General features: G+C 65.1%; 3 protein-coding genes. 1 reads left to right on the forward strand and 2 read right to left on the reverse strand.

The genetic code is table 11. The features are described 5' to 3' along the window. The first annotated feature begins 36 nt into the window (after positions 1–36). On the forward strand, positions 37–1,128 hold the full coding sequence (locus MUG78_RS02690) for an IS630 family transposase (RefSeq protein ID WP_246991954.1): 1,092 nt from the start codon (positions 37–39) through the stop codon (positions 1,126–1,128). On the opposite strand, the gene MUG78_RS02695 is transcribed toward MUG78_RS02690, so the two are convergent. After that, entirely contained in the window at positions 1,119–21,266 is a 20,148-nt protein-coding gene (locus tag MUG78_RS02695; protein ID WP_246991957.1) for a non-ribosomal peptide synthase/polyketide synthase, read from the reverse strand. The two genes, MUG78_RS02690 and MUG78_RS02695, sit on opposite strands and share 10 nt — an antisense overlap. After that, on the reverse strand, positions 21,263–26,158 hold the full coding sequence (locus tag MUG78_RS02700; protein WP_246991959.1) for a non-ribosomal peptide synthetase: 4,896 nt from the start codon (positions 26,156–26,158) through the stop codon (positions 21,263–21,265). The genes MUG78_RS02695 and MUG78_RS02700 overlap by 4 nt, the downstream gene beginning before the upstream one ends. Positions 26,159–26,201: the final 43 nt, after the last annotated feature.

Raw genomic sequence — 26,201 nt, forward strand, 5'->3', positions numbered from 1 at the left:
CGCAAATGATTGATCCGTTATGAGTTAGACTGGGGCATGTCCGCTCCTGCCGCAGCCTTAACCATGTCTGACCAGCATCGGGAAGTCCTCTTGCGAATCAGTCGATCGCAGGTAGCCGCTCATCGTGAAGTCGTTCGCGCCGCGGTACTCCTTGCTGCCGCCGACGGGGTGGGCAACAAGACAATCTCGACCCGGCACGGTGTCAGTGCTACGACAGTTCGATTGTGGCGCAAAGCATTCGAGAAAGAAGGGCTTGCGAACTGGGGTAAGGTCGCGCCCGGGCGCGGCCGCAAATCAACAATCCCTGCCGAGACCGTCGCCCGGATCGTCGAGTTGACCACCAAGTCCCGGCCGGCTGGCGCAACCCACTGGTCGTGCCGGTCGATGGCCACCGAGGTCGGCGTCAGTCCCGCTACCGTGCAACGCATCTGGTCTGACCTCGGACTGAAACCGCACCTGGTGAACTCGTTCAAAGTGTCCAACGATCCGAAGTTCACCGACAAGGTCATCGACGTCGTCGGACTGTATCTGAACCCTCCCGAGAAAGCCGTCGTCCTGTGCATGGATGAGAAGTCTCAGATTCAGGCGCTCGATCGCACCCAGGCCACCTTGCCGATGATCCGCGGCCGCGCCGGAACCATGACCCACGACTACAAACGCAACGGCACAACCACACTGTTCGCTGCATTAGATGTGTTGACCGGCACGGTGATCGGCCAATGCCTGCCGCGACATCGTCACGAGGAATTCCTCAAGTTCTTGACGACCATCGACCGTGAAGTCCCCACCGACCTGCAGATCCACCTGATTCTGGACAACTACAGCACCCACAAACACAAAGACGTCGCCGCCTGGCTCGCCAAACATCCGCGGTTCCACCTGCACTTCACGCCGACCTCCTCATCTTGGCTTAACCAGGTCGAACGCTGGTTCCGCGACCTCACCGACAAGAATCTGCGTCGTGGGATCTTCGGCTCCGTGCCAGACCTGATCGCCAGCATCGAAAGCTACCTCGCCGCCAGCAACGCCAATCCGAAACCGTATCTCTGGACCGCCACCGCCGAATCCATCCTCGCCAAAGTCGCCCGCGCACGAGCAACGCTCACCGAAGTAACCAATCAAAACTGAGACACACCACTAGCGACCGCAGGGCGCGGTCGGTCGGCCGGCAGTTCCACCAGATCGGGCAATCCGGCGAGTGCCCACTTCCAGTGGTCGAGCTGACGCCCCACCACCGATTCCGGGTCGTCCGGAGATCCGAGAACCTCGTGCTGCCAGATCGCGTAGTCGGCGAACTGCACCGGCAGCGGCGAGAACTGTGGAGCCGCACCGCCGGTGTGGGCCGAGTAGGCGACGAACAGATCGGTGACGAGCGGCAGCCTGGACTCACCGTCGGAGGCAATGTGGTTGGTTACGAGTGCGACGACGAACTCGCCGGGGGCCGCTTCCCACACGCGAACCCGAATCGGGCGTTCGCGCACCAGATCGAAGCCGGTGGTAGCCGCGGCCCGAATCTCGTCTTCGGAATCGACCACCTTCCAGTCGAGCTGGTCCGGCACCGAGTCGACGTCGCCGATCTGCTGGTACGGCATGGCACCGTGCGTCGGGAATGTGGTCCGCAGCACCTCGTGCCGCACCACCACATCGACCATGGCGGCGCGGAGCGCGTCCACGTCCAGGTCGCCGGTCACGCGCAGTACTGTCGGCTGGTTGTACATCGGTGTGGTCGGATCGAGTCGGTTGATCAGCCACATCCGGTGCTGCGCGAAGGACAGCGGGATCCGTTCCGGCCGCGGCTCCACCGCGGTCACCGGGGCCAACGCCGGCATCCGTCCGCGAGTCTCCTCGATCAGCGCACGCACGCTCGGTGCCGCGAACACATCGCGCACCGACACCTCCACGCCGAGTGCGTCGGACACCCGTGCGACCAGACGCATCGCACTCAGTGAGTTACCGCCCACGTCGAAGAAGTCGTCGGTGACACCGATCTGGTCGAGGCCCAGCAGGTCGGCGAAGACCGCAGCAACGGCCTCCTCTTCCGGAGTTTCCGGTGCCACATACTCCTGCTCGGCGAACACCGGGGCGGGCAGCGCACGGCGGTCGACCTTGCCCGACGTGGTCTGTGGGAGCTCATCGAGCACCATCCAGGTGCGCGGCCGCATGAACTCGGGCACCGACCGGGCCATCGTCACGCGGACCTCGTCGACGTCGACGGTCTCGCCGCTACGCGCAGACAGATAGCCAACCAACTGGTCGACTCCGCCGGGCGCCTTCGCCACCACGACCGCAGTCAGCAACACACCGGGAACCGTCGCGGCGACCGCCTCGATCTCACCGAGTTCAATGCGCTGACCACCAAGCTTCACCTGGAAGTCGGCGCGGCCGAAGTACTCGAGTTCACCGCCGGCAGTCCACTTGGCACGGTCACCAGTGCGGTACAGCCGCGAGCCGAGCGGCCCGAAGGGGTTCGCCACAAACGTGCCTGCCGTCAGGCCCGGTCGCGACGCGTATCCGCGGGCGATCTGCTCTCCGCCGAGGTACATCTCGCCGACGACCCCTTCGGGTACCGGGTTCAAACGGTCGTCGAGCACGTACACGGTGGAGTTCCACACCGGGGAACCGATCGGAATGGTGTCCTCGGTGCCGAAGGCCCGCCGGTAGGTGATGTCGACGACGGCCTCGGTGGGGCCGTACTGGTTGATCACGTGAGCTTCGGGGACAGCGTCGATCAGGCCCGCGGCGAGTGCCGGCGTCAACACCTCGCCGCCGGAGAAGATGCGTCGCAGCGAGCCGATGCTCGTGACGTCGACACCGGTGGCGCCGTCCAGGAACGCGGCCAACATCGACGGCACGAACTTCACCGTCGTCACCGCGTTGTCGCGGATCAGTTCGGCCAGGTAGCGCGGATCGCGGTGTCCGCCGGCTTCGGCAATCACCACCGGCGCGGCAGCGAACACCGGGCCGAAGAGCTCCCACACCGAAGCGTCGAAGGTGAACGGCGTCTTCAGCAGGAAACGATGAGCTTGGTCGCCGTTCGATTCGGTGAACCAGCCGAGCATGTTCCGCAGACCGCGATGGGTCACGGTCACGCCCTTGGGCTGACCCGTCGAACCCGACGTGAAGATCGTGTAGGCGGCGCTCTCCGGGAGCACCTCACCCAGCCGCTCGGACGGAGCCAGCGGCGCGGCGTCGGAGGGAAGCTCCGATGATGCGTCCACAGTCAGAACCAGCAGGCTCTCGTCGGAGGCCTCGAACGGCTCGCTCCCGGCAGCGACCAACACGACCTGGGCCTGCGACGTGCCGATCAGGTAGTCGACCCGGGCCGCCGGGAAGGCGGGATCGACCGGAACGTACTGGGCACCGGCAGCGACCACCGCATGAACGGCCAGGTACTGCTCAACGGAACGATCGATGCGCACCGCGACGGCCGTCTCCGGGCCGACACCGTGAGCAATCAGAGTTCGGGCGAGCTCGGCGACGCGATGGGCGAACTCTAGGTAGGTGATCTCCGCCCCGTCGTACAGAACGGCGGTCTGTTCCGGGCTGGCTGCTGCCGCGATGGCGACCAGGTCGGCTCCGGTGTCCGGTGCGCCGACCTCCACGTCCGCACCGGCCACCCAGGATTCCCCGGAAAGATCGGCATCCAGCAGCGCGTGCTCGGCCGCGGTCAGCAGATCGGCATCGCCGACCGCGCGCTGCGGGTTGTCCACCACTTCTTGCAGCAGGTGTACAAAGCGCTCCGCCAGAATGGCCACCGACTCCGCATCGAACAGGTCCGTGGCGAACAGGATCGAACCCGACCAGTCATCATCGCCCCGACTCTGAATCGTGAGCGCGAGGTCACGCTGCGCGGGGGGATTGGGCACATCGACGGCCGAGGCCTCGATGCCGCCGATGACCGTGGGCCGGTCGGCGTCGGCGCGCACATCCTGATAGGTCAGCGAGACCTGCGCCAGCGGCGAGAAGGCCTCGGAACGGACCGGGCTCACCGCCTCGACCACCGACTCGAACGGCACATCGGCGTTTCCGAAGGCCGCCAAGTCGATGTCCCGCACGCGATCCACGAGCGCCTCGAACGACTCGTCCAAGTCGATCTGCGTCCGCAGCACCAGGGTGTTCACGAACATGCCGATCAGCGCATCGAGTTCGGCCTGACCACGGCCGGCGACCGGAGTCGAGACGGCGATGTCGTTGGTGGAACTCAGGCGAGCGAGTACGACGCTCCATGCCGCATGCAACACCATGAACGGAGTGACCTGCTGGCGAGCAGCCAGCTCGCTGATCGCCACCGAGAGCTCAGACGGGATCGCAAAGGGCCTCGTTGCACCGGATCCGCTGGCATGCTGCGGTCGCGGCCGGTCGGCCGGAAGTTCCAGAACGTCCGGGAGTCCGGCGAGCTGGGTCTTCCAGTAGTCGAGCTGCGACGACACTATCGAGGCTGTGTCGCCCACCGAGCCGAGCGTCTGGTGCTGCCAGATCGCATAGTCGGCAAAGCTGACCGGCAACTCGCCGAACACCGGCTCGGAACCTGCAACCCGAGCAGCGTAGGCGGCCAGCAGATCGGTGGCGAACGGTGTCATCGACTCGCGGTCGAAGGCGATGTGGTGCACCACCACCGCGATGATCGATTCATCGTCGTCGACGGTCAGCAGGCGTGCACGCACCGGGAATTCGGTGGTGACGTCAAATCCTTCGACAACCGAACGCTCGAGCTCGGCGGAATCCGAGGTGACCGCCCAGTCCAGTCGGCCGCGCACGTCATCGGCCGAATGGATGCGCTGTGTCGGCACACCATCGATGGCCGGGAACGTGGTGCGTAGCACTTCGTGGCGGGCGACGACGTCGATTAACGCGGCCTCCAGCGCAGCGCTGTCGACCTCGCCGCGCAAACGGAGCAGCAGCGGAATGTTGTACGTGGCCGCGGCACCATCGAGCTGGTTGATGAACCACATGCGCTGCTGCGCAAACGACAACGGGATATGCAACGGGCGCGGCTCAACCTTGGCAACCGGAGGCAATGCCGGGGCACGGCCGGCGACGGCGGCGACCAGCTCCCGCACGCTCGGCGCATCGAAGACATCACGCACCGATACCTGCACACCGAGTGCGTCGCCGACACGGGCGACCAGTCGCATCGCGGCCAGCGAGTTACCACCAGCATCGAAGAAGCTCTCGATCACCGAGACGTGATCGACGCCCAACAGATCGGCGAAGACCGCTGCCACGGTCTCTTCCTCCGCCGTTTCCGGAGCCACATACTCGGCGGCTGCGAGCTCCGGATCGGGCAGCGAGCGGCGATCCACCTTGCCCGCAGCATTAAGGGGCATCTGCTCGAGAGCGACCCAGGCGGTCGGCACCATGTATTCGGGCAGATGCTTCGCGAGTTCAACTGCCACCTGCCCGGTATCGACCGATGCGGGCGCCACATAGCCGACCAGTTGGTCACCGGCCGGACCCTCAACCACGCGGGCCGCGGCATGCACCACGCCGCCGACTCCGGCGATCGCGGACTCGACCTCACCGAGCTCGAGTCGCTGGCCTCGCAGCTTCACCTGGAAGTCGGTACGGCCCAGATACTCGAGCTCACCGGAAGCAGTGCTGCGCTTGACCACGTCACCGGTGCGATACAGACGCGCGCCGTCCCCGCCGAACGGGTCTGCGATGAAGCGTTCGGCGGTCAGATCCGGACGCGAGGCGTACCCGCGTGCGGACTGCACACCACCCAGATACAACTCACCGGCCACACCATCAGGAACCGGATGCAGACGCGAATCCAAGATGAAAGCCGTGGTGTTGGCCATCGGCGCACCGATCGGCACCACCTGACCGACCTCATCGAGCACTGCCGACATCGTGTACACCGCAGCCTCGGTCGGACCGAACAGATTCACCACCTTCGCCTGCGGCACCCGGCGACGGAAATCCTTCGCCACCGCCGGCGGCAACGCCTCACCACCGGAGAACAACACCTGCAGCTTCGGCAACAGCGACTCATCGCCGACGATGTCCAAGAACGCAGCCAGCAGTGACGGGACGAACTGCACAACGCTCACGTCGGCAGCGTTCATCACGTCAGCGAGGTACTGCGGATCGCGTTCGCCCCCGGCATCAGCGATCACCATCGTCTGGCCCGCCACCAACGGCCAGAACAACTCCAACACCGACGCGTCGAACGTGTGAGGAGTCTTGAACAACAAACGCTGATCGCCGGTCGGAACGGTCTGGTCGAACCACGCCACAAAGTTGCGCACCGCACCATGCGGGATGGTCACACCCTTCGGCAGGCCCGTCGAACCCGAGGTGAACAGCGTGTACGCCGCATCGGAAGTCCGCAATGGCGCGAGGCGCTCGGACGGATCCAGCGGCTTCACCTTGTCAGGCAGCTCGGTCGAGCAATCGACCTCAAGTACCGGGACGTTCAGGCCGGCCACGAATTCAGGAACCGCGGCACCCTTGGCAACCAACACGAGCTTCACGCCCGCGGTGGTCGCCACATACTCGGCACGCTCGGCCGGCGAATCCATCGCAATCGGCACGTACTGGCCACCGGCAGCCAGGACGGCGTGGACGGAGGTCACCAACTCGACGCTGCGGTCCATCACCAAACCAACCGCGGTCTCCGGGCCAACCCCGGCACCGATCAACGCCCGCGCCAACTCACCGATCCGAGCACCGAACTCGCCGTACGAGAACTCGCGCTCCCCTGCCACCAAAGCCAGCGCATCCGGGCGGGCCTCGACCTGAGCCAAGACCGCATCGGCGATCGTCTCGTCCAGGGTCGGCTCCACCGACCCCACGGATTCGGCCATCACCCGATCAAGCTCTTCCGCACCGGCCACCGCCACGTCGCCGACGGGCCGTTCCGGCGCGGAAAGCAGATCGCCTAGCAGAGCAACAAATCGTTCGCCCAGCTTCTCGATCGTCGATCGGTCGAAGATCGCAGTGGCGTACGTCAATGCGCCCGACCAATCCTGCGACGGTTCACCGGCCGAAATCGTCAGGTTCAGATCCATCTGCGCCGGGGTCTCCGGTGGATCGACGGCCTCAATCGTGACTCCGGCAATCGAACCCTGCGACGGGGTACTCAGCGGATCAACAGAGAAGATCACCTGAACCAGCGGCGAGAAAGCTTCGCTGCGGACCGGATCAACGGCTTCGACAACGGACTCGAATGGCACATCCGCGTGAGCGAAAGCCTCCAAGTCTGCCGCACGGGCACGCGTCAGGAAATCGGTGAACGACTCACCCGGATCCACGTGGTTCCGCAGCACCAGGGTGTTGACGAACATGCCGACCAACGCGCCCAGATCGCGTCGTCCGCGGTCGTCGATCGGGGTACCGATCATCACATCGTCCGAACCGGTAATCCGGGAGAGGAGCACCGTGAACGCGGCGTGCAGCACCATGAAGCGCGTTGCACCCGAGCGCGAGGCAAACTCGTCGATGCGCGAGCCCAACTCCGCGGGAATCGGGAACTGCACGTGATCGCCGTGCGACGAGAACACCGGTGGCCGCGGACGGTCGATCGGCAGGTTGATGACGTCCGGCGCACCGGCCAACGCACTCCGCCAGTAGTCGAGCTGACCGCCGATCACCGACTCGGAATCTTCCGGGGCACCCAGGACGTCGTGCTGCCAGCTTGCATAGTCGGCGTACTGCACCGGCAGCGGATCAAACACCGGCGTTTCGCCCGCGGTCCGGGCTGCATACGCGGCCAAGACATCGGCCACCATCGGCGCAAACGACTGTCCGTCGAAGGCGATGTGATGTGCCACCACCGCGAGCACAAACGAATCCTCGGCCTCGCGTAGGACGCGCCCACGCAATGGCAGGTCGAGGGTGACGTCAAAGCCGCGGCTCAGATCGGCGGCCACGGCCTCCGGGGTGTCCACGATCTGCCAATCGAGCGCACGCTCAACACCCTCGATAGGCGTGATGGATTGGAACGGTCGGCCGTCGATGTCGGGGAACACCGAATGCAATACTTCATGTCGCTGAACCACGTCGACGAAGGCACTGTGCAAGGCATCCAGATCGACCGGTCCGCGCAAGCGAAATGCGCCCGGAATGTTGTAGGTCGGCGCCGACGGGTCGAAACGGTTGATGAACCACATCCGCTGCTGCGCAAACGACAACGGAATCTGGTCCGGGCGCGGCACCACCGCCGTCACCGGAGGCAGAGCTGCCGCGCGGCCAACCGACGCCGCGGCGAGTTCCCGAACCGTCGGGTGGTCAAAGAGGTCGCGGATCGACAGGTCCACACCGAGCACTTCACCGGCCCGAGCGACCACCCGCATCGCCGACAGCGAGTTACCACCCGCATCGAAGAACGACTCAGTGACACCCACGCGCTCCACACCGAGCACATCAGCGAACACCGCAGCGAGGACCTCTTCGGTTTCCCCCTCGGGTGCCACATACTCCACTGCCGCCGACGAGAGGTCGGGTTCGGGCAGCGGCCGGCGATCCAGCTTGCCCGAACTGCTGAGCGTCACCTCATCGAGCAGCGTCCACACACTCGGGCGCATGTACTCCGGCAACGCCCCAGCCACATGAGCCTTCACCGCATCCAGATCCACCGACGCCGGCGAGACATAACCGACCAGGAACTCCCCACCAGCCGCAGCCGCAGCGACCATCGCGGCCGCATGCACCACACCCGGAGCACCCGCGATCACCGACTCGATCTCACCCAGCTCGATACGCTGACCACGCAACTTCACCTGGAAATCAGTACGACCCAAATACTCGATGTCCCCGCCCGGCAGACGCTTCACCAGGTCACCGGTCCGGTACAAACGTCCACCGGGCTCACCGAACGGATCAGCGACGAAACGTTCCGCAGTCAACGCAGGCGCAGCCGCATAACCCCGCGCCACCTGCACACCACCCAAATACAACTCACCCGGCACACCATCAGGGACCGGCCGCAGACGATCATCCAAGACCAGCATCGAGGTGTTCCACACCGGACGCCCGATCGTCACCACATCGGGTGCGTCAGACACATCAGCCCAACCCACCTCCACAGCAGCCTCGGTCGGACCAAACAGGTTATGAATCCCGATGCCCGGCCAGATCTCGTGCGCAGCCTTCACCGTCGCCGGCGGCAACGCCTCACCCGAAGCAAACAACCACCGCAGCGACGTCAACGACGCAAGTTTCTCCCGATCCACCACATCCAGGAACACCGACAACATCGACGGCACAAAGTGCACCGACGTCGCCTGCGACTCGACAATCAGGTCAGCGATATAGCCCGGATCGCGGTGACCATCCGGCTTCGCAATCACCACGGTCGCACCGGCCATCAACGGGGCATACAGTTCGGGCACCGACACATCGAAGGTGTACGGCGTCTTTAAAATGATTCGATCACCGGATGTCCACGGGAAAGCAGCCAAGCCCCACCGCAGTCGGTTGAGCACCGCACCATGCGACACCGTCACACCCTTGGGCACACCCGTCGAACCCGACGTGAACAACGTGTACAACGCCGACTCCGGCCGCACCGGCGACAAACGCTCAACATCAGCCACCGGAGAAACCGCCAGGTCGACCTCACCGGAAGCATCCACCTCCAGCAGACGCACCCCAACGAGATCAGCAACCGGCTCCGGGCTGGTTCCAGCAGCCACCAGCACCACACCAGCACCGGCGGTCTCAAGCATGACGCGGGCACGCTCAGCAGGAGCGCCGGTATCTACCGGAACATACTGACCACCCGCGGCAGTGACCGCATGAATCGCCACCAGCAACTCCACACTGCGGTCGATACACACACCCACCGCAACATCCGGGCCCACACCCGCAGCAATCAACTCACGCGCCAACACCGCAACCCGGGCACCGAACTCGCCGTACGAAACCACACGACCGGCAAACACCAACGCCGCAGCATCCGGAGTCGCAGCCACCTGCACAGCCACCGCATCAGCAACCGACCCCGCCGGCGTAGCGACCACCGGACCGGCCGACAGTTCAATCGCCGCCGCCCACTCCGCCGACGACAGAAGTGCCGCGTCGCCGACTGCTGCCCGCGGGTCAGCGGTCAACGCATCGAGCAGGGCGACAAAACGATCAGCCAGCGATTGGGCGGTCGACTGGTCGAACAGGTCGACAGCAACGGTCACAGCGCCGACCCAATCGGCGTCGACCGGAGCCGAATACACGTTAAACGTCACATCCACCTGCGCCGGGATCACCGGAGCCGGAAGCGGCTGCGCAGTAATCCCGGCGATCTGCAGGTCTGCGTGCGCCACCGACGCGGCGGCATCCACCGACAGCATCACTTGCGCCAACGGCGAGAACGCCTCCGACCGCACCGGATCGACAGCCTCGACCACCGACTCAAACGGCACATCGGCGTGCGCCAGCGCATTCAGATCGGTCGCCCGTACCTGGGCGAGGAGATCCGCGAACGACTCCGCCGAATCCACCTGGGTCCGCAACACCAAGGTATTGACGAACATGCCCACCAGTGCGTCCAACTCAGCCTGACCACGACCAGCCGTCGGCGTAGCGATAGCGATGTCTTCGGTCGCAGTCAGACGCGCCAACAACACCGCCAGCGCGGCGTGCAAGACCATGAACGGCGTCGCGCCGGACTCGTGGCTTAGGCCCAGAATCCGCGCACCGATATCAGCTGGGATCGTGAAGCCAACCTCATCACCCACGTGGGAGGCGATTGCCGGGCGAGGGCGATCTGCCGGTAACTCCAACACATCTGGCATCCCAGCCAACTGCTCGGTCCAGAAGCCGATCTGGCGACCGACCACCGAGTCTGGATCGTCGGGTTCGCCGAGCACCCGATGCTGCCAGATTGCGTAGTCGGCAAATTGCACAGGCAGGTCCGCAAACACCGGGAGCTCACCGGCCGCGCGGGCAGCATATGCGACCAACACGTCGGTAATGAACGGCAGCATCGACTCGCCATCCGCACCGATATGGTGCGCCACCACCGCGAACAGAACGTCATCACCGTCACGGTGAACCACAGCACGGATCGGCCACTGGGTCGATACATCGAAGCCGGCCGCAACTGCAGACTGGAAGTCGTCAATGGACGCAGCGTCGGTCCAGGCAAGGTTCGCAGCCACTGCAGATGTGGGCGCAATCAGCTGGACTGGTGCACCGGCAACGTCCGGGAACGTCGTCCGCAGGACCTCGTGACGCGAAACCACGTCCACAACAGCAGCGCGCAACGCAGCAATGTCGACATCGCCGGCCAGCCGCAACACCGCCGGAATGTTGTACGTCGGCGCGTCCGGTTCCAGACGGTTGATGAACCACATCCGCTGCTGCGCAAACGACAACGGAATCTGGTCCGGGCGCGGCACCACCGCCGTCACCGGAGGCAGAGCTGCCGCGCGGCCAACCGACGCCGCGGCGAGTTCCCGAACCGTCGGGTGGTCAAAAAGGTCGCGGATCGACAGGTCCACACCGAGCACTTCACCGGCCCGAGCGACCACCCGCATCGCCGACAGCGAGTTACCACCCGCATCGAAGAACGACTCAGTGACACCCACGCGCTCCACACCGAGCACATCAGCGAACACCGCAGCGAGGACCTCTTCGGTTTCCCCCTCGGGTGCCACATACTCCACTGCCGCCGACGAGAGGTCGGGTTCGGGCAGCGCCCGGCGATCCAGCTTGCCCGAACTGCTGAGCGTCACCTCATCGAGCAGCGTCCACACACTCGGGCGCATGTACTCCGGCAACGCCCCAGCCACATGAGCCTTCACCGCATCCAGATCCACCGACGCCGGCGAGACATAACCGACCAGGAACTCCCCACCAGCCGCAGCCGCAGCGACCATCGCGGCCGCATGCACCACACCCGGAGCACCCGCGATCACCGACTCGATCTCACCCAGCTCGATACGCTGACCACGCAACTTCACCTGGAAATCAGTACGACCCAAGTACTCGAGATCGCCACCGGCCTGGCGCTTGACCAGGTCACCGGTGCGATACAGACGCGAACCCGGCTCACCGTACGGATCCGCGACGAAACGTTCCGCAGTCAACGCAGGCGCAGCCGCATAACCCCGCGCCACCTGGACTCCACCCAAATACAACTCGCCCGGCACACCTTCTGGCACCAATTGCAATCGATCATCGAGGACGTATGCACACGTGTTCGGAGCCGGATAGCCAATACCGACACGACGGCCGCGTTCCAACACCGAGAAAGTCGAATCAACCGTGGCTTCGGTCGGGCCATACTGGTTAATGATCTGAGCATTCGGTGTGAGCGCCGCGATCCGCTCGAACACTGCCTCTGGCAGCGCTTCACCACCAGACAACACAGTCCGCAACGAACCGAGGTACTCACCCAACGCATGATCATCGGCAAAGACCGCCAACATTGACGGAACAAACTGCACCACCGTCACCGCAGCAGCCTCGATCACCTGCGCCAAATACGCAGGATCACGATGACCATCAGGGCGAGCAACAACCATCGTCGCCCCCACCATCAACGGGGCAAACAACTCCCAAACCGACGCGTCGAAGGTCACCGGAGTCTTCAAAAGAACACGACTGTCCTGTGACACCACCGCAGCACTGATCCACTCGAGAAGGTTCGCTGCGGCAGCACGCGAGACCGTCACACCCTTCGGCACACCGGTCGAACCCGACGTGAACAACGTGTACAGCGCGTTGTCGGCGTGCAGCGGAGCAAGCCGATCAGCATCAGTCACCGCAGCGACAGCCAGATCCACCTCACCCGAGGCATCCACCTCAATGAGAGTCACGGCTTCGAACCCAGCGACCGCCTCGGGTGCCACGCCAGCAACCAGCACGACCTGGGCGCCGGCAGTCGCCAACATCACCCGCGCACGCTCGGCCGGCGCCACCGTATCGACCGGCACATACTGACCACCAGCCGCAGTCACCGCATGAATCGCCACCAACAGTTCCACCGAGCGATCGATACACACACCCACCGCAACATCCGGGCCGATGCCCACAGCAATCAACTCACGCGCCAACGTCGCCACGCGCGCACCGAATTCGCGGTACGACACCTCCCGACCCTCGAACACCAGAGCCGCAGCTTCCGGAGAAGCAATCACCTGCGCCGCAACAGCATCCGCAAGGGCGGCGCCTCCCGCTCCCCGCGCCTGTCGAGGGGTCACCGGGCCCGACGACGCCGCCAGAACCCGATCGCGCTCATCGGAGTCGAGCAGTGGCAGGTCGGCCACTACCTGGTCCGGCGCCGCAGCACCGGCCCGGAGAATCTCGGTGATCGCATCGGCAAAGACCTGAACCTGCGCTTCGTCGAACGCACCCGGCAGGTACTTCAGATGCCCGCGAATCACCCCGTCGCGTTCTTCGGTGATGAAGCCGACCGGATAGTGGGAGGCGTCCCGCATCGAGAGCCCACGCAACTCCAGTCCATCCGACCGGACCGCCGAGATCGACTCAGTATCGACGGGGTACGACTCATGGACAAACAGCGTGTCGAATTCGAGCGCCTGCGGTGAGATTCGGGCAAGGTCCGGCAGCCCAACATGCTGGTGATCGAGCACCCGGACCTTGTCGCGCTGCAGCGCCGCGAGCATTTCTCTGAACGTCACCGACGGATCGACGTCGGCGACCACAGGCAGGGTGTTGATGAACAAGCCGACCATGGTGTCGACACCATCGAGATCGGCCGACCGCCCGGACACCGTCTCACCGAAGGTAACCACGCGGTTGCCAGTCAGACGGGACAGCAGCACGGACCAGGCCGCCTGCAAGACAGTCGACAGGGTGGCCCCGGATTCCCGTGCCAAGCGCAGGATCTCCGCGGACGTATGTTCGGACAGGGCGAAGGCGACCTCGCGCGGCGCTTGATCTATCCCGGTGCTTCCGGCCGGTGCGATCCGCGTCGGACCGTCCACCGGTGCCAGCGTCTCCTGCCAAGCGGCGGCGCTGGCAGCGGCATCGGTGCGCGCAACGGCGCGCGCATGATCGGCGAAGCCGTGCTCGTGTACCGGAGTGTATGGCGTCCCCGTGGCATAGACGGCGAGAAGATCCGCGAGCACCAGCGGACCGGACCAGCCGTCAAACAGGATGTGATGCGAGGTGACCACCAGGTCGGCGCCGTCGTGGTGGCGGACCAGGACCGCCCGCATCAGCGGCGGCGACGACAAGTCGAACCGCGCCGCACGCTCAGCCTCCGCGATCTCCTCCAGGCACCTGTGCGCGGCGAGGTCATCCCGGTCGGTGAGATCCACCTCGCGCAACGGCACCGAGACTTCCCCGGGGACCACCGCCACCACCCCGGCACTGATCTGCCGGAAGCCCGACCGCAGTACGTCGTGATGGCCCACCAGAGCTTCCATCGCCGCTCGCAGACGATCGCCGTCGATTTGACCGCCGAACTGCACGCGCACCTGAACGTGATAGGCATCCAGCTCGCCGTCGCGAACCATCCCGGATTGGAAGAACAATCCAGTCTGCAGTGGAGTCAACGGCCAGACCTGAGCGTCCGGAACCTCCACCGCGATCCGATCGAGTTCCTGCTGTGTGATTCCCGACCCCGGCACGTCCGACGGCGACAAGCCGACTCCGGCGTCGGCCGCTGTCACCGCGTCAGCGAGTTCACTCGTCCAACGCTCGGCAAGATCCTGCACCTCGGCAGGCGACAGCAGTGCCTCGGCGAACCGAAAACGGATCCGCAGCTGCCTACTGCCTCCGTCCGCGACGGCTACCGCGTCAATCACCAGTCCTGCGGCCATGGCCATCCTGCCGGCCGGCGACACGGGGAATTCCAGCGCCTGGCCCACTGGGGTGAGCGGAAGCTCGGTCTCGCTGCGGCTTTCAGCCACCGAGCCGAGGTAGTTGAAGAGGATGGTCGGCAGCGGCCGCGCGGCCAACTCGCCGCCGGATCGGTACCGCAGTTCACCGAAGCCGACGCCATGGTCAGGGATCCCGAGGCGTTCTTCCTTGGCCGCCTTGATCGCGTGCACCACATCGCCCGCGGGATCGAGGCTCATCGGGATCAGGGTGGTGAACCAGCCCACCGTGCGCGACAGGTCGGCACGGACCGGCTCGGGACCGGTCTCGAGAATCTCCTCATCGCGGCCGTGACCCTCGACGAGCACCGACACCGGCGCCTCGTCGGCGATCCCGCACGACTCCTGCCAACGTCGCACGGCACGCGCGAAGGTGCCGAGGAGGACGTCGTTGACGTTGCCTTGGAACGATTGGGTCGCCGAAGCGAGAACGGCGTCGGTGACATCGGCGGCGACGTGGTGCAGGACCGTGGACGCGGTCCTGTCCCGGTCCCTGTCGCGATCGAACTCGGCGCCGAGATCGGTCGGCCGCTCCGGAAGTCGCTGAAGCCAGTAGCCATATTGGTCCGCAAAGGTGTCCACGCGGCGCGCGACCGCGGCCGCCCAGGCCCGCGCACTGGTCTCCTCGGCGCGAAGCCCGAATGGAACACCGTCCTGCCACTGGGCCCAGGCGGTGATCAGGTCCTCGATGATCACCGGCCAGGAGACCGTGTCAACCCCGATGTGATGAATCACCAGCACGATCCGGGCGCGGTCGTCAGCGTCGCGAACCAACGCCGCCTGAACGAGTCGCCCGCGCGACGGGTCGAGCCTCCCCGCGACCGTGTCGAATGCGGTACGCAGGTCCGCATCGAAGTCGGCGGACTCGATCCGGTGCGGCGAGGTGACTTCGATGACCGCACCGTCGACGTCGAAACCGGTGCCGGCGTCTAGCGACCACTCGCCGTCCACCTCGCGCAGCTGCGCGGACAGCATCGGATGCACGTCGACCACGGCGCCCAGCACCTCACTGAGCGATTGTGCGGTGAGTTCTTCGGGCGCAACGAGCACCGCCGACTGCGAGAAGTCGGCGAAGTCGTGCGCGGTGTCGGAGAGTTCCACCATCCAGGACACCGCGGGCCGGATGACCGACGGTCCCGCACCACCACCCGGCGGTTCTTCGAGCAGCGACACGCCGCGGTTCGGGTCGGCGCCCATCACCGCCATCTTGCGCACGGTGCGACTCTCGAAGATATCCTTCGGCGACAGCTCCCAGCCGGCTGCCCGCGCCGCCGACGCCAACCGGATCGACATGATCGAATCGCCACCCAGCGCGAAGAACGACTCCGTCACCGATACCTGGTCGACACCGAGCAGACCACCCACGATGGCTGCCAGCTGCTCCTCTGCCGCACCCACCGGAGCCACATACTCACCCTCGGCGGCACTGAAGTCCGGAGCCGGAAGCGCCCGCCGATCAAGCTTGCCCGCGGTATTGAGCACCACCTCGTCCAGCACCGTCCACACCGACGGCTGCATGTACTCCGGCAACGCCGCCGCCACATGCTCCCGCAACGCCTCGACATCCACCGACGCCGGCGAGACATAAGCGACGAGGAACTCGCCACCCGTCGGTGCTTGCGTGACGGTCACCGCCGCATGCACCACACCCGCGCCAGCGGCGATCACCGACTCGATCTCGCCGAGCTCGATGCGTTGACCCCGCAACTTCACCTGGAAATCGGTACGTCCCAGGTACTCCAGCGAACCGTCGGCCAGCCGCCGGACCAGGTCACCGGTGCGGTACAACCGCGAACCCTCCGCCCCGAACGGGTCGGCGACGAACCGTTCAGCGGTCAACCCGGGCGCGTCAGCGTATCCGCGCGCGAGCTGTGCGCCACCCAGATACAACTCTCCCGGGACCTGCTCGGGCACGAATTGCAGCCGGTCATCAAGCACATAAGCTTGCGTGTTCGGGGTCGGCAGGCCGATCCCCACCCGGCGGCCCCGTTCCAGGAAGGCGACCACCGAATCGACCGTGGCCTCAGTCGGACCGTACTGATTGATGATCTGTGACTTCGGTGCGATCGAAGCGATCCGCTCGAACACCGTCTGCGGCAACGCCTCGCCCCCACTGAGCACAATGCGCAGCGAATCGAGCCGCCGACTCGCTGAAGGATCTTCGACGAAGATCGCCAACAACGATGGAACGAACTGCACCACCGTGATCTGCTGCGCCTCGATCACCTGCGCCAGATACTCCGGATCGCGATGACCATCCGGCCGCGCAACGACCGTCGTCGCCCCCGCCATCAACGGCGCGAACAGTTCCCACACCGACGCATCGAACGTGACCGGGGTCTTCAGCAACACTCGGCTGTCCGGTGAGATCGCCGCACCGCAGATCCACTCCAGCAGGTTAACAGCAGCCCCGTGCGAGACCGTGACGCCCTTCGGCACACCGGTAGATCCCGACGTGAACAGTGTGTACAGCGCATTGTCCGCACTCACCGGCGCCAAGCGGTCGGCATCGGTGACCGCAGCCGCGGCCGCTGCCACCTCGCCGGAAGCGTCGACCTCAACCACCCGCACACCCGGCAAACCCGATACCGGCGCGGGCACGACTCCAGTGGCCACCAGCACAAACTCTGCGTCCGCGGTCTCCAGCATCACACGCGTGCGCTCGGCTGGAGCACCCGGATCGACCGGCACGTACTGGCCTCCCGCAGCGGTCACCGCGTGTACTGCCACCAGCAATTCAACGCTGCGGTCGATGCACACGCCGACAGCCGTCTCCGGGCCCACCCCGGCAGCGATCAACTCGCGCGCCAGCGTCGCGACCCGCGCACCGAACTCGGCGTAGGTGACCTCACGACCATCGAATACGACCGCCACGGCTTCCGGTGTCGAAACGACGTGCGCCGCAACAGCATCCGCGATCGATCCAACCGCGACATCGACCGTCGGACCAGACGAGAGCTCCTTGAGCGACGCGAGCTCTCCGTCGAGCAGTATCGGATCGTCACCGACGGGCCGATCCGGCGCAGCAGTCAATTCTCCGAGGAGGCGAACGAATCGGTCGGCGAGCCGCTGCGCCGACGACGGCGCGAACAGATCGGTTGCGTAGACGACCGCACCCGACCACGGCTCGGACTCCGGGGCACTTGCGATGGTCACCGTCAGGTCGACCTGGGCCGGAATCACCGGCGAGGGCACCGAGGCGATCGTCAGCCCGGCGACTTCGAGGCCGGCGGTAGCCGCGGAAGCCGCCGGATCGAACGACAGCATGACCTGTGCGAGCGGGGAGAACGCCTCGCTGCGAACCGGGTCCAAGGCATTGACCAGCGCCTCGAACGGGATGTCCGCATTCGCGTAGGCATCGAGGTCGTCGGCGCGCACCTGCTCCACGAGCTCCCGGAACGACATCGCCGGATCCACCCGCGCGCGAAGCACGAGCGTGTTCACGAACATGCCGACTAGCGGCTCGAGTACGTCCTGCCCTCGACCTGCAGTAGGCGTTGCGATCGCGATGTCATCGGTCGCCGACAAACGAGCGAGCAACACTGCCAGCGCGGCATGCACCACCATGAAGGGCGTCGCGTCCGCCTCGCGTGCAAGAGCGGTCAGCCGATCGGCCACAGTGGGGGTGATCCCGAAGTCGATCTGCTCGCCGTGATGCGTAGCTCGCGCGGGCCGCTGATGATCGGCAGGCAGTTCGAGGACGTCCGGGAGTCCGTCGAGTTGCTCACGCCAGTAGGCGAGCTGATCGCCCAGCACTGTGCCGGGGGTGTCGGGACTGCCCAGAGCGGAACGCTGCCAGAGTGCGAAGTCGGCGAACTGGATCTCCAGGGGCGCGAACTGCGGGGCCTTCCCACTGCGGCGCGCGGTGTACGCGGTAACCAAATCGCTCACCAGTGGCAGCAGGGACTCACCGTCGGCGGCGATGTGATGGGTGATCAGCCCAAGGATGTGCTCGTCGGACGCCGTCTGCCAGACGAGCACACGGATCGGCCACGACGTCGTGACGTCGAAGCCCTCGGCGGCAGCTCGGGCGAACTGTCCCTCCGAGTCCAGGACACGCCAATCCAGTTTCGCGGCGATATCCGATGCCGGAGAGATCCGTTGCACCGCGACACCGTCGACGTCGGCGAACACCGTTCGCAGCACCTCATGCCGGGCGATCACATCACCGACAGCGACGCGGAGCACGTCGAGGTCCAGGTCACCGCTGACCCGCAACGTCATGGGGATGTTGTACGCCGCATCGTCACGATCGAACTGGTTGATGAACCACATCCGCTCTTGCGCCAGCGAGAGCGGCAGCAGGTCCGGCCGGGTCTCCGGCGCGGTCAACGCCGGCAACGCCGACCCCAACTCGCCGAGCCTCGCGCCCAGCGCACGCACCGTGGGCGCGGCGAAGATATCGCGCATGTTGACGTACACGCCGAGGGTGTCGCTAGCACGGCCCACGATCTTCGCGGCCAGCAACGAATTACCGCCGAGTTCGAAGATCGACTCGGTCACGCTGACCCGCTCGAGGCCCAGCACTTCGGTGACGATCTTCGCGAGCTGTTCCTCGGTCTCGTTCTCCGGTGCGACATACCGAGCCTGCGAGGCGAGCACGGGTTTGGGGAGCGCGCGCCGATCGAGCTTGCCACTGGCGTTCAGCGGCATCTGCTCGAGAACCATCACGACGTCCGGAACCATGTAGTCCGGAACCTTCGACGCTGCGGCGCTCCGCACATGCGCCACGTCCAGTGGGCTGCCGTCCGGCATCGCGCCGACAACGTAACCGACGAGTTGCTCGGGGAATCCGTCGCGCTGTTTCACTGCCGCGGCGGCGGCGTTGACGCCTTCGGCCGTCTCCAGCGCCGACTCGACCTCGCCGAGTTCGATGCGGTAACCACGGACCTTCACCTGGTCGTCTGCGCGCCCGAGGAACTCCAGCCCCCCGCCGCGGATAATCGCCAGATCCCCGGACTGATACATCCGGTCGCCCGGAGCACCGAAGGGGTCGGCAACGAAACGGGAAGCGGTGAGTCCAAAGCGTCCGTCGTACCCCCGCGCAAGCTGACCGCCGGCGAGGTAGAGATCGCCCGGGACCCCGTCAGGAACTTTCTTGAGCCGTGAGTCGAGGACGTACAACCGCGACTGCGCCAGTTCGGTGCCGATATCGCTGGCCAGTGTCGAATCGACGAACTCCGGTGTGAGCTCCCGGCGCGTGAGATAGACCGTCGCCTCGGTCGGGCCGTACATGTTGTTCAGTTGCGGGCCGTCGTTGCCGTCGTATCGTCGGCGGTCCTCGAACCACCGACGTACCTGTGCGAAGTCGAGTGCCTCACCGACGAAGATCATCGACCGCAGCGACTGCGAGAGTCGACCCGGCGCGGGCTCACGCACCGCCGCAGCCAGCTGGTAGAAGGCAGAGGGCGTCAGATTGACGACTGTCACCTGTTCCCGATCGAGCACATCGACGAACTCGTCCGGTGCCCGGGTGGTCAGGTAGTCGAGTACGACCAGCCGCCCACCAAAGGCGAGGGCCACCCAGACCTCTCCGACGGAAAGGTCGAAGCCGTACGACTGGAACATCGTCCACACGTCGTCGGGCGAGTAGTCGTACTCGCGCGCCATCGCCGACAACAGGGTGACGACATCGTCGTGAGTCACGACGACGCCCTTGGGCTTTCCGGTGGAACCAGAGGTGTAGATGACGTAAGCCGGATGTCGCGGATCGATGCGGCGCGGCAGCGCCGTGCGTGTCGACTCCGTCGCATTCCCCGCCGTCTCGCCGGGAGTGGCCAGCGATGATCCGAGTTCCTCCCAGCGGTCGATGGTCGCCGGCTCGGCAAGGATCAGCACCGGCACCGCCTCGTCCACGATCGACCGGATCCGGTCGATCGGGTGGGAACTGTCCAACGGCAGGTATGCCGCACCGGTCTTCACCGTTGCAACCAACGCGACGATCAGGTCCACGGTGCGCGGCAGTGCCACACCCACCCGTTGCTCCGGTCCGGCACCGGCCGCGATGAGTCCCGCGGCCAGCGCGTCGGAGCGCTCGTCGAGTTCACGGTAGGTGAGCCGGCCTCCGTCAAGATCGTTCACGGCGATGCGATCCGGCTCGCGCCGGCTGACGCTGCGGAGGATCCCCGGCAGAGTCCCGAGATCCTCGGTACCTGCGACCTCGTGCACCGCACGCTCGATGCCCACGATCACCGCTTCCGAACGCGCAGCGATCTCGGCCGGAGCCAATTCGGACACCGGCAACGCACTGGTGATTGCCGCGTTGACTGATATTCCCGCGTCGAGCCCCTGCACAGCCAGTACGGCGGCGGTCGACGACACCTGCGCGTGCAGTTCAGCAAAGGTGACCGGCGAATCCGGACGGTCTATTGCTACTCGCGCAGGATCGATTGCCGCGACGTACGCGATCTGGTCGATAACGCTCGGTGAACTGCCCCAGACCCGCACGAACTCAGTTGTGCCAACTGGGATCGTCATATCGTCCGAGACTCCTCCGGTTCCATAACTCCGGTGGCCTCCAGAGCCCGGTGCCGCAGCTCCGTCAACACTGTGCCCAGCACTTCCGGGCCAGCCGTTGCAACACCGGGGGCGAGCGCCAGGAGAGCCGTCGTCAGCGCAGAATCAGCGTCGGTCATAGACACGGCCATCACCGAGGCCATTCCCCAAAGGGTCGAAAAATCGATGACGGCGCCGTTCGCGTCGACCGCGATCTTGTCGGGTGCAGCGACCGCGGCATCGGCCACGAGGTCGCACAACGCCGTCTCCACGTCGGACTCCTCTGCCTTCGCACGGTTCACCTCGTCAACGGTGGCGATAGACAGATCAGCGAGAATCGCCTCCGGATCCTCCGCAATTGCACGCAATACGCTGAGGTACCGATCAGCGAACACCTGAACGGTGTCCCTATCGAACAGGTCGGCCGAATACAGCAACTCTGCCCGGATTGAGTCATCGACAGCATGTGCGCCAAGCGCGATAGGATCGTTGGGAAACAGCGTCAGCTGCAGGTCGACCTTCGCGGGGGTGTCCGCTTCGGGCACGGCGCTAATGGTCAGGCCGTCGAGCGTCATCGCAGGGAACTCCAGGTTCTGGAACGAGAAGACGACCTGGAAGACCGGGTTGAACGCCCTCGACCGCGGTGCGTCTACTGCAGCAACCACCGATTCGAAAGCCACGTCTGCATTTGCCATGTCCGCCAGATCTTCATCGCGGACCTGCTCGAGGAAGCTGGAGAACGGAATCGCCGAATCGATGGCGGTGCGCAGCGCGAGAGTATTCACGAACATGCCAACGAGTTCGTCAAGGGCAGCAAGGCCGCGTCCGGCATGCGGCGTGCCGACCACCACGTCCTGTGCGCCGCTCAAACGGCCCAACAGTATCGCCAACGCCGCATGGGTGACCATGAACAGCGTCGAATTGTGTTGGCGTGCGATCTTCTCCAGACTCACGACTAGATCGGAGGGCAGGACGAAGTGCACCGTCCCTCCTCGACCACTCGGCTCGGCCGGCCGAGGACGATCGATGGGCAGATCGATCGACTCCGGTGCCCCTGATAGCCGCGATCGCCAGTAGTCGAGCTGCCGGTCACGCATCGCCAGGCCGCTGTCGTCGACGACGGCAAGGCGCCCTTGCTGCCAGACCGCAAAGTCCCGATACTGCACCGCCAGCGGATGCCATTGCGTTGTCTGACCGGTGTGGTGTGCGCTGTACGCCACCATGAGATCGTGGGCCAACGGAACCATAGAGGCCCCATCGGCGCTGATGTGATGGATTACCAAGGCAAGAATGTGTTCATCCGCAGCGACACGCAGGAGACGAATGCTAACCGGTACCGAAGCCGAGACATCGAAGCCGAGATCGGTGACCTCGCGGACCGCATCCTCGACCGAACCGAGGACGGCGACCGGTTCCATGTCCCATCCAGCCATCGCATCCGCGACCGAATCGGTGACCATCATCAGTTCGCCGTCGACCATCGGGTACCGGGTGCGGAGCACTGCCTGCCGCTCCAGCACGTCCGCGACAGCAGATCTCAATGCCGGCAGGTCCAGCGGACCGCTCAGTTGGAGTACCAGCGGCAGGTTGTAGGCGGCCGATCCGGTATCGCCCTGATTCAGCAGCCACATCCCACGCTGGGCCTCAGAGATCTCAACAGGTCCGGTGTGGTCGAGGGCAACCAACTCCGGACCGTCTTCAACCTCGACTAGTTTCTCCACCTCGGCGGCAATCCCGGTCACACTGTCGCCGTCGAAGATGGTCCGGACGGTGACCTTGCGGCCGATAACCTCGGAGAGCCGAGCAGCCAGCCGGGCTGCGGACAGCGAGGTGCCGCCCAACTCGAAGAAGCTGTCTTCGGTGCTGACTTGATCGATTTCGAGGATCTCGGCAAAGCTCCGGGCGATCGTCTCCTCCAGCCCGGGACGCGGCGCGACGTACTCCGACCGTGACGGCCGGAATTCCACGGCCGGCAGCCTTCGGCGGTCGATCTTGCCCACCAGAGTGGTCGGGAACTCATCGATCACCACGATGCTGCTAGGCACCATGTGCGTCGGGAGGTGTTCGGCAAGGAATTCCACCAGTTCGTCACCGGTGGCCTGCGCGCCCCCAGTCAGGCTCGCGTACGAGACCAGCACCATCTCACCGGCGGGCCCCTTCACCCCAAGGCTCATCGCATTGGCGACCGCCGGGTGCGCCACCAGTGCCGAATCCACCTCACCGGGTTCGATCCGGATTCCGCGAATCTTCAGCTGGAAATCGCTTCGGCCGAGGAAGTCGAGTCGCCCGTCGGCCCGGCGCACTGCGCGATCACCTGTGCGGTACATCCGCGTGCCCGACACAAACGGACACGCCACGAAGGCCGTTGCCGTCTGTCCCAGGCGATGAAGATATCCGAGAGCTACCTGTTCACCGATGAGGTAGAGGTCTCCCGCAGCACCGACCGGCGCCTCATGCAGCGCAGCATCAAGCACCAGTGCGCCGACACCGTCGAGCGCACGACCGATGGTGATCTCATCCGCTGGCTGGTAGGGGCCGTCGGCGGTCGCCCAGATCGTCGCTTCAGTGGGGCCGTAGAGGTTGAAGAACGACCGGCCGGCGTCCACCCACTGGCGCATAAGTTCTGGCGGGCACGTCTCACCGGCGCTCAGGGTCATCTCGACGGACGGAACTGCGTCCGGGTTGATCGTCTGCAATGCCGCCGGTGTCATCACGATGTGCGTCACGCCGCTTTCGACGATGAGCTGTTCGAGATCCGGACCGGCGTAGGTATCGCTGTCGGCGACAACGATCCGGCACCCCGACGCAAGACCCATGAGCAGTTCGAAGACCGAGGCATCAAAGCTCGGCGACGCCACGTGCAGGACCCTCGACTCGGGAGACAGCCCGAGCAACCGCTGCTGATTCGCGACGAGATTGGCGATACCGCGATTCGGAACAACGGTCGCCTTCGGCGTTCCCGTCGAACCGGATGTGTAGATCAGATACGCCGGATCGTCCAGATGAGGTGTCCTCCGCAGCTCATGTTCGACGATCGGCGCAGCACTGCGTCCACTGAGCGTAACTTCCAGTTGCGGATCATCAAGGACGATCCACTCGGTCCCCGCGTGGTATTCGATACCGACTCCACTGAGCGCAAGTCCGAGCACGGCCCCGGCGTCCGCGAGCAGCAACTCGCGACGTTCGGACGGGTGCCGGGGATCGACGCTGACAAAGGCTGCCCCACTCTTCGCGACTGCGGCGCACGCTATCACCGACCAGGCAGACCGAGCCATGTCCACGGCGACGACGGATCCCGGACCCGCACCCTTGGCGATCAACTCACGGGCCAGGCGATTGGTAGTCTGCTCGAATTCCTGCTGAGTGACCATCCGATCACCGCTCACTGCGACAGAGCCAGGGACTCGCTGGCGCTCGCCGTCCAGCAGAATCTCTCGCAACGTCGATGGCGCTGCCCCGCGCGCAGACACGGCCACTGCATCACTCTCGTGGCCTGGCTGCAGGCTGAGGGTCGCGAGGGGACGATCTGGGTCGTCGAGCATCATCTCGACGAAGCGGTCGAGGAATCCGGTGAATCGCTCGTGATGCGATGCCAGATCCGACTCGCTGTAGAGACTCGGATTCCCGTGCAGGTCGACCGACAGCGGAGCATCCGGGCCGGCTTGATAGAGCATGACCAGCAGATCCTCGAGCGCACCTGCTGCGAGGATGTGATATTCCAGTTCGCCGCCTTCGATGGCCAGCGGCTCGTCGAAGAAGATCATATTGACGGTCGGTCCGAACGACATAGCGGCGCTCGACAAGCCTGCATCCCGCCGGATGTCGTCGGACCGGTAGCGCTGATGACGGAGCGCTCCGGTCAACTCCAGTTGCGCCGCCTTCACTAGGTCCGCACCGGTGACGGCCGCACCGGCCTGCAACCGAATGGGCACCACATTGGACACCATGCCGGCGGAGTCTTTGAGCTTCGCATTCAGGCGCCCGGTCACCGGAAGGCTCAAGACCACGTCACCGCTGCCGGACACCCGCGCCAAGTAGGCGCCGAATGCTGCGGTGACGACAACGGCGGGAGAGGTCGAATGCGCTCGGGCCACCGCCTCGATGCGATTCTGCAGGTCCGAAGGCAGGATTCGTTCGCTGACTACGTTGTCGAAGGACGGTGTGGCCGCCGCCTTGCGGCTGGCGAGGGTCACTCCCTCAGGAAGATCGTCTGCTCGCTCGAGCCAGTGTTGCCGATCCTTGTCCCGCCTCGAACTCGTCTCGTAAGAGGCTGCGTAGTCGACGATTTCTGCCAGCGTCGCCGCCGCTTTGCCATTGAGCTCCTCACCGGCACGGAGTGCGTTGTACCGCCGCAGCACTCTCTTGAGCATCGTCAGCGCGCCATAGCCGTCAATGATGAGATGGTGCGCACGCTGGTAAAGGATCGTGTGGTCGTCGCTGACCCTGATCACGGCAGCGGCTGCCAGCGGTTCATCGAGTACGTCGATCGTGCGTCGGTGCTCGGCGAGCATCCAGCGCTTCGCTTCAACGAGAGGTTCGGGGTGTGCGCGGAGATCAACGCGTTCGACCGTCTGGTCGTACTCGCTGTCGTAGTACTGCATCGGAACGCCGTCGACCTCCGTGATCCGAAGATAGGGAGACTCGATCTCCCGCCCCACGACCTCCGTGCACTCTGCGAGCAGATCGAAGTCGAGGTCTCCGGGGGCATGACGGATGTCGATGTACTGCGCGATACAGACGGAGTAGTCGGGCGTGAGCTGTTCGGCGAACCAGATCCCGCGCTGAGCAGGGGTCAACGGCAGCAACTCGTGTCGCGCACTGGGTTCGGCGGATTCGTCGCCTTCGCCACCCGACTCAACTTCTCGCTGCACCACCGAACCTCCTCCCATTTAAGTCTCTTTCACCGCCGGTTTCGTT

It is taken from the genome of Gordonia alkaliphila, from assembly GCF_023017165.1.
Classification (GTDB): Bacteria; Actinomycetota; Actinomycetes; order Mycobacteriales; family Mycobacteriaceae; genus Gordonia; species Gordonia alkaliphila.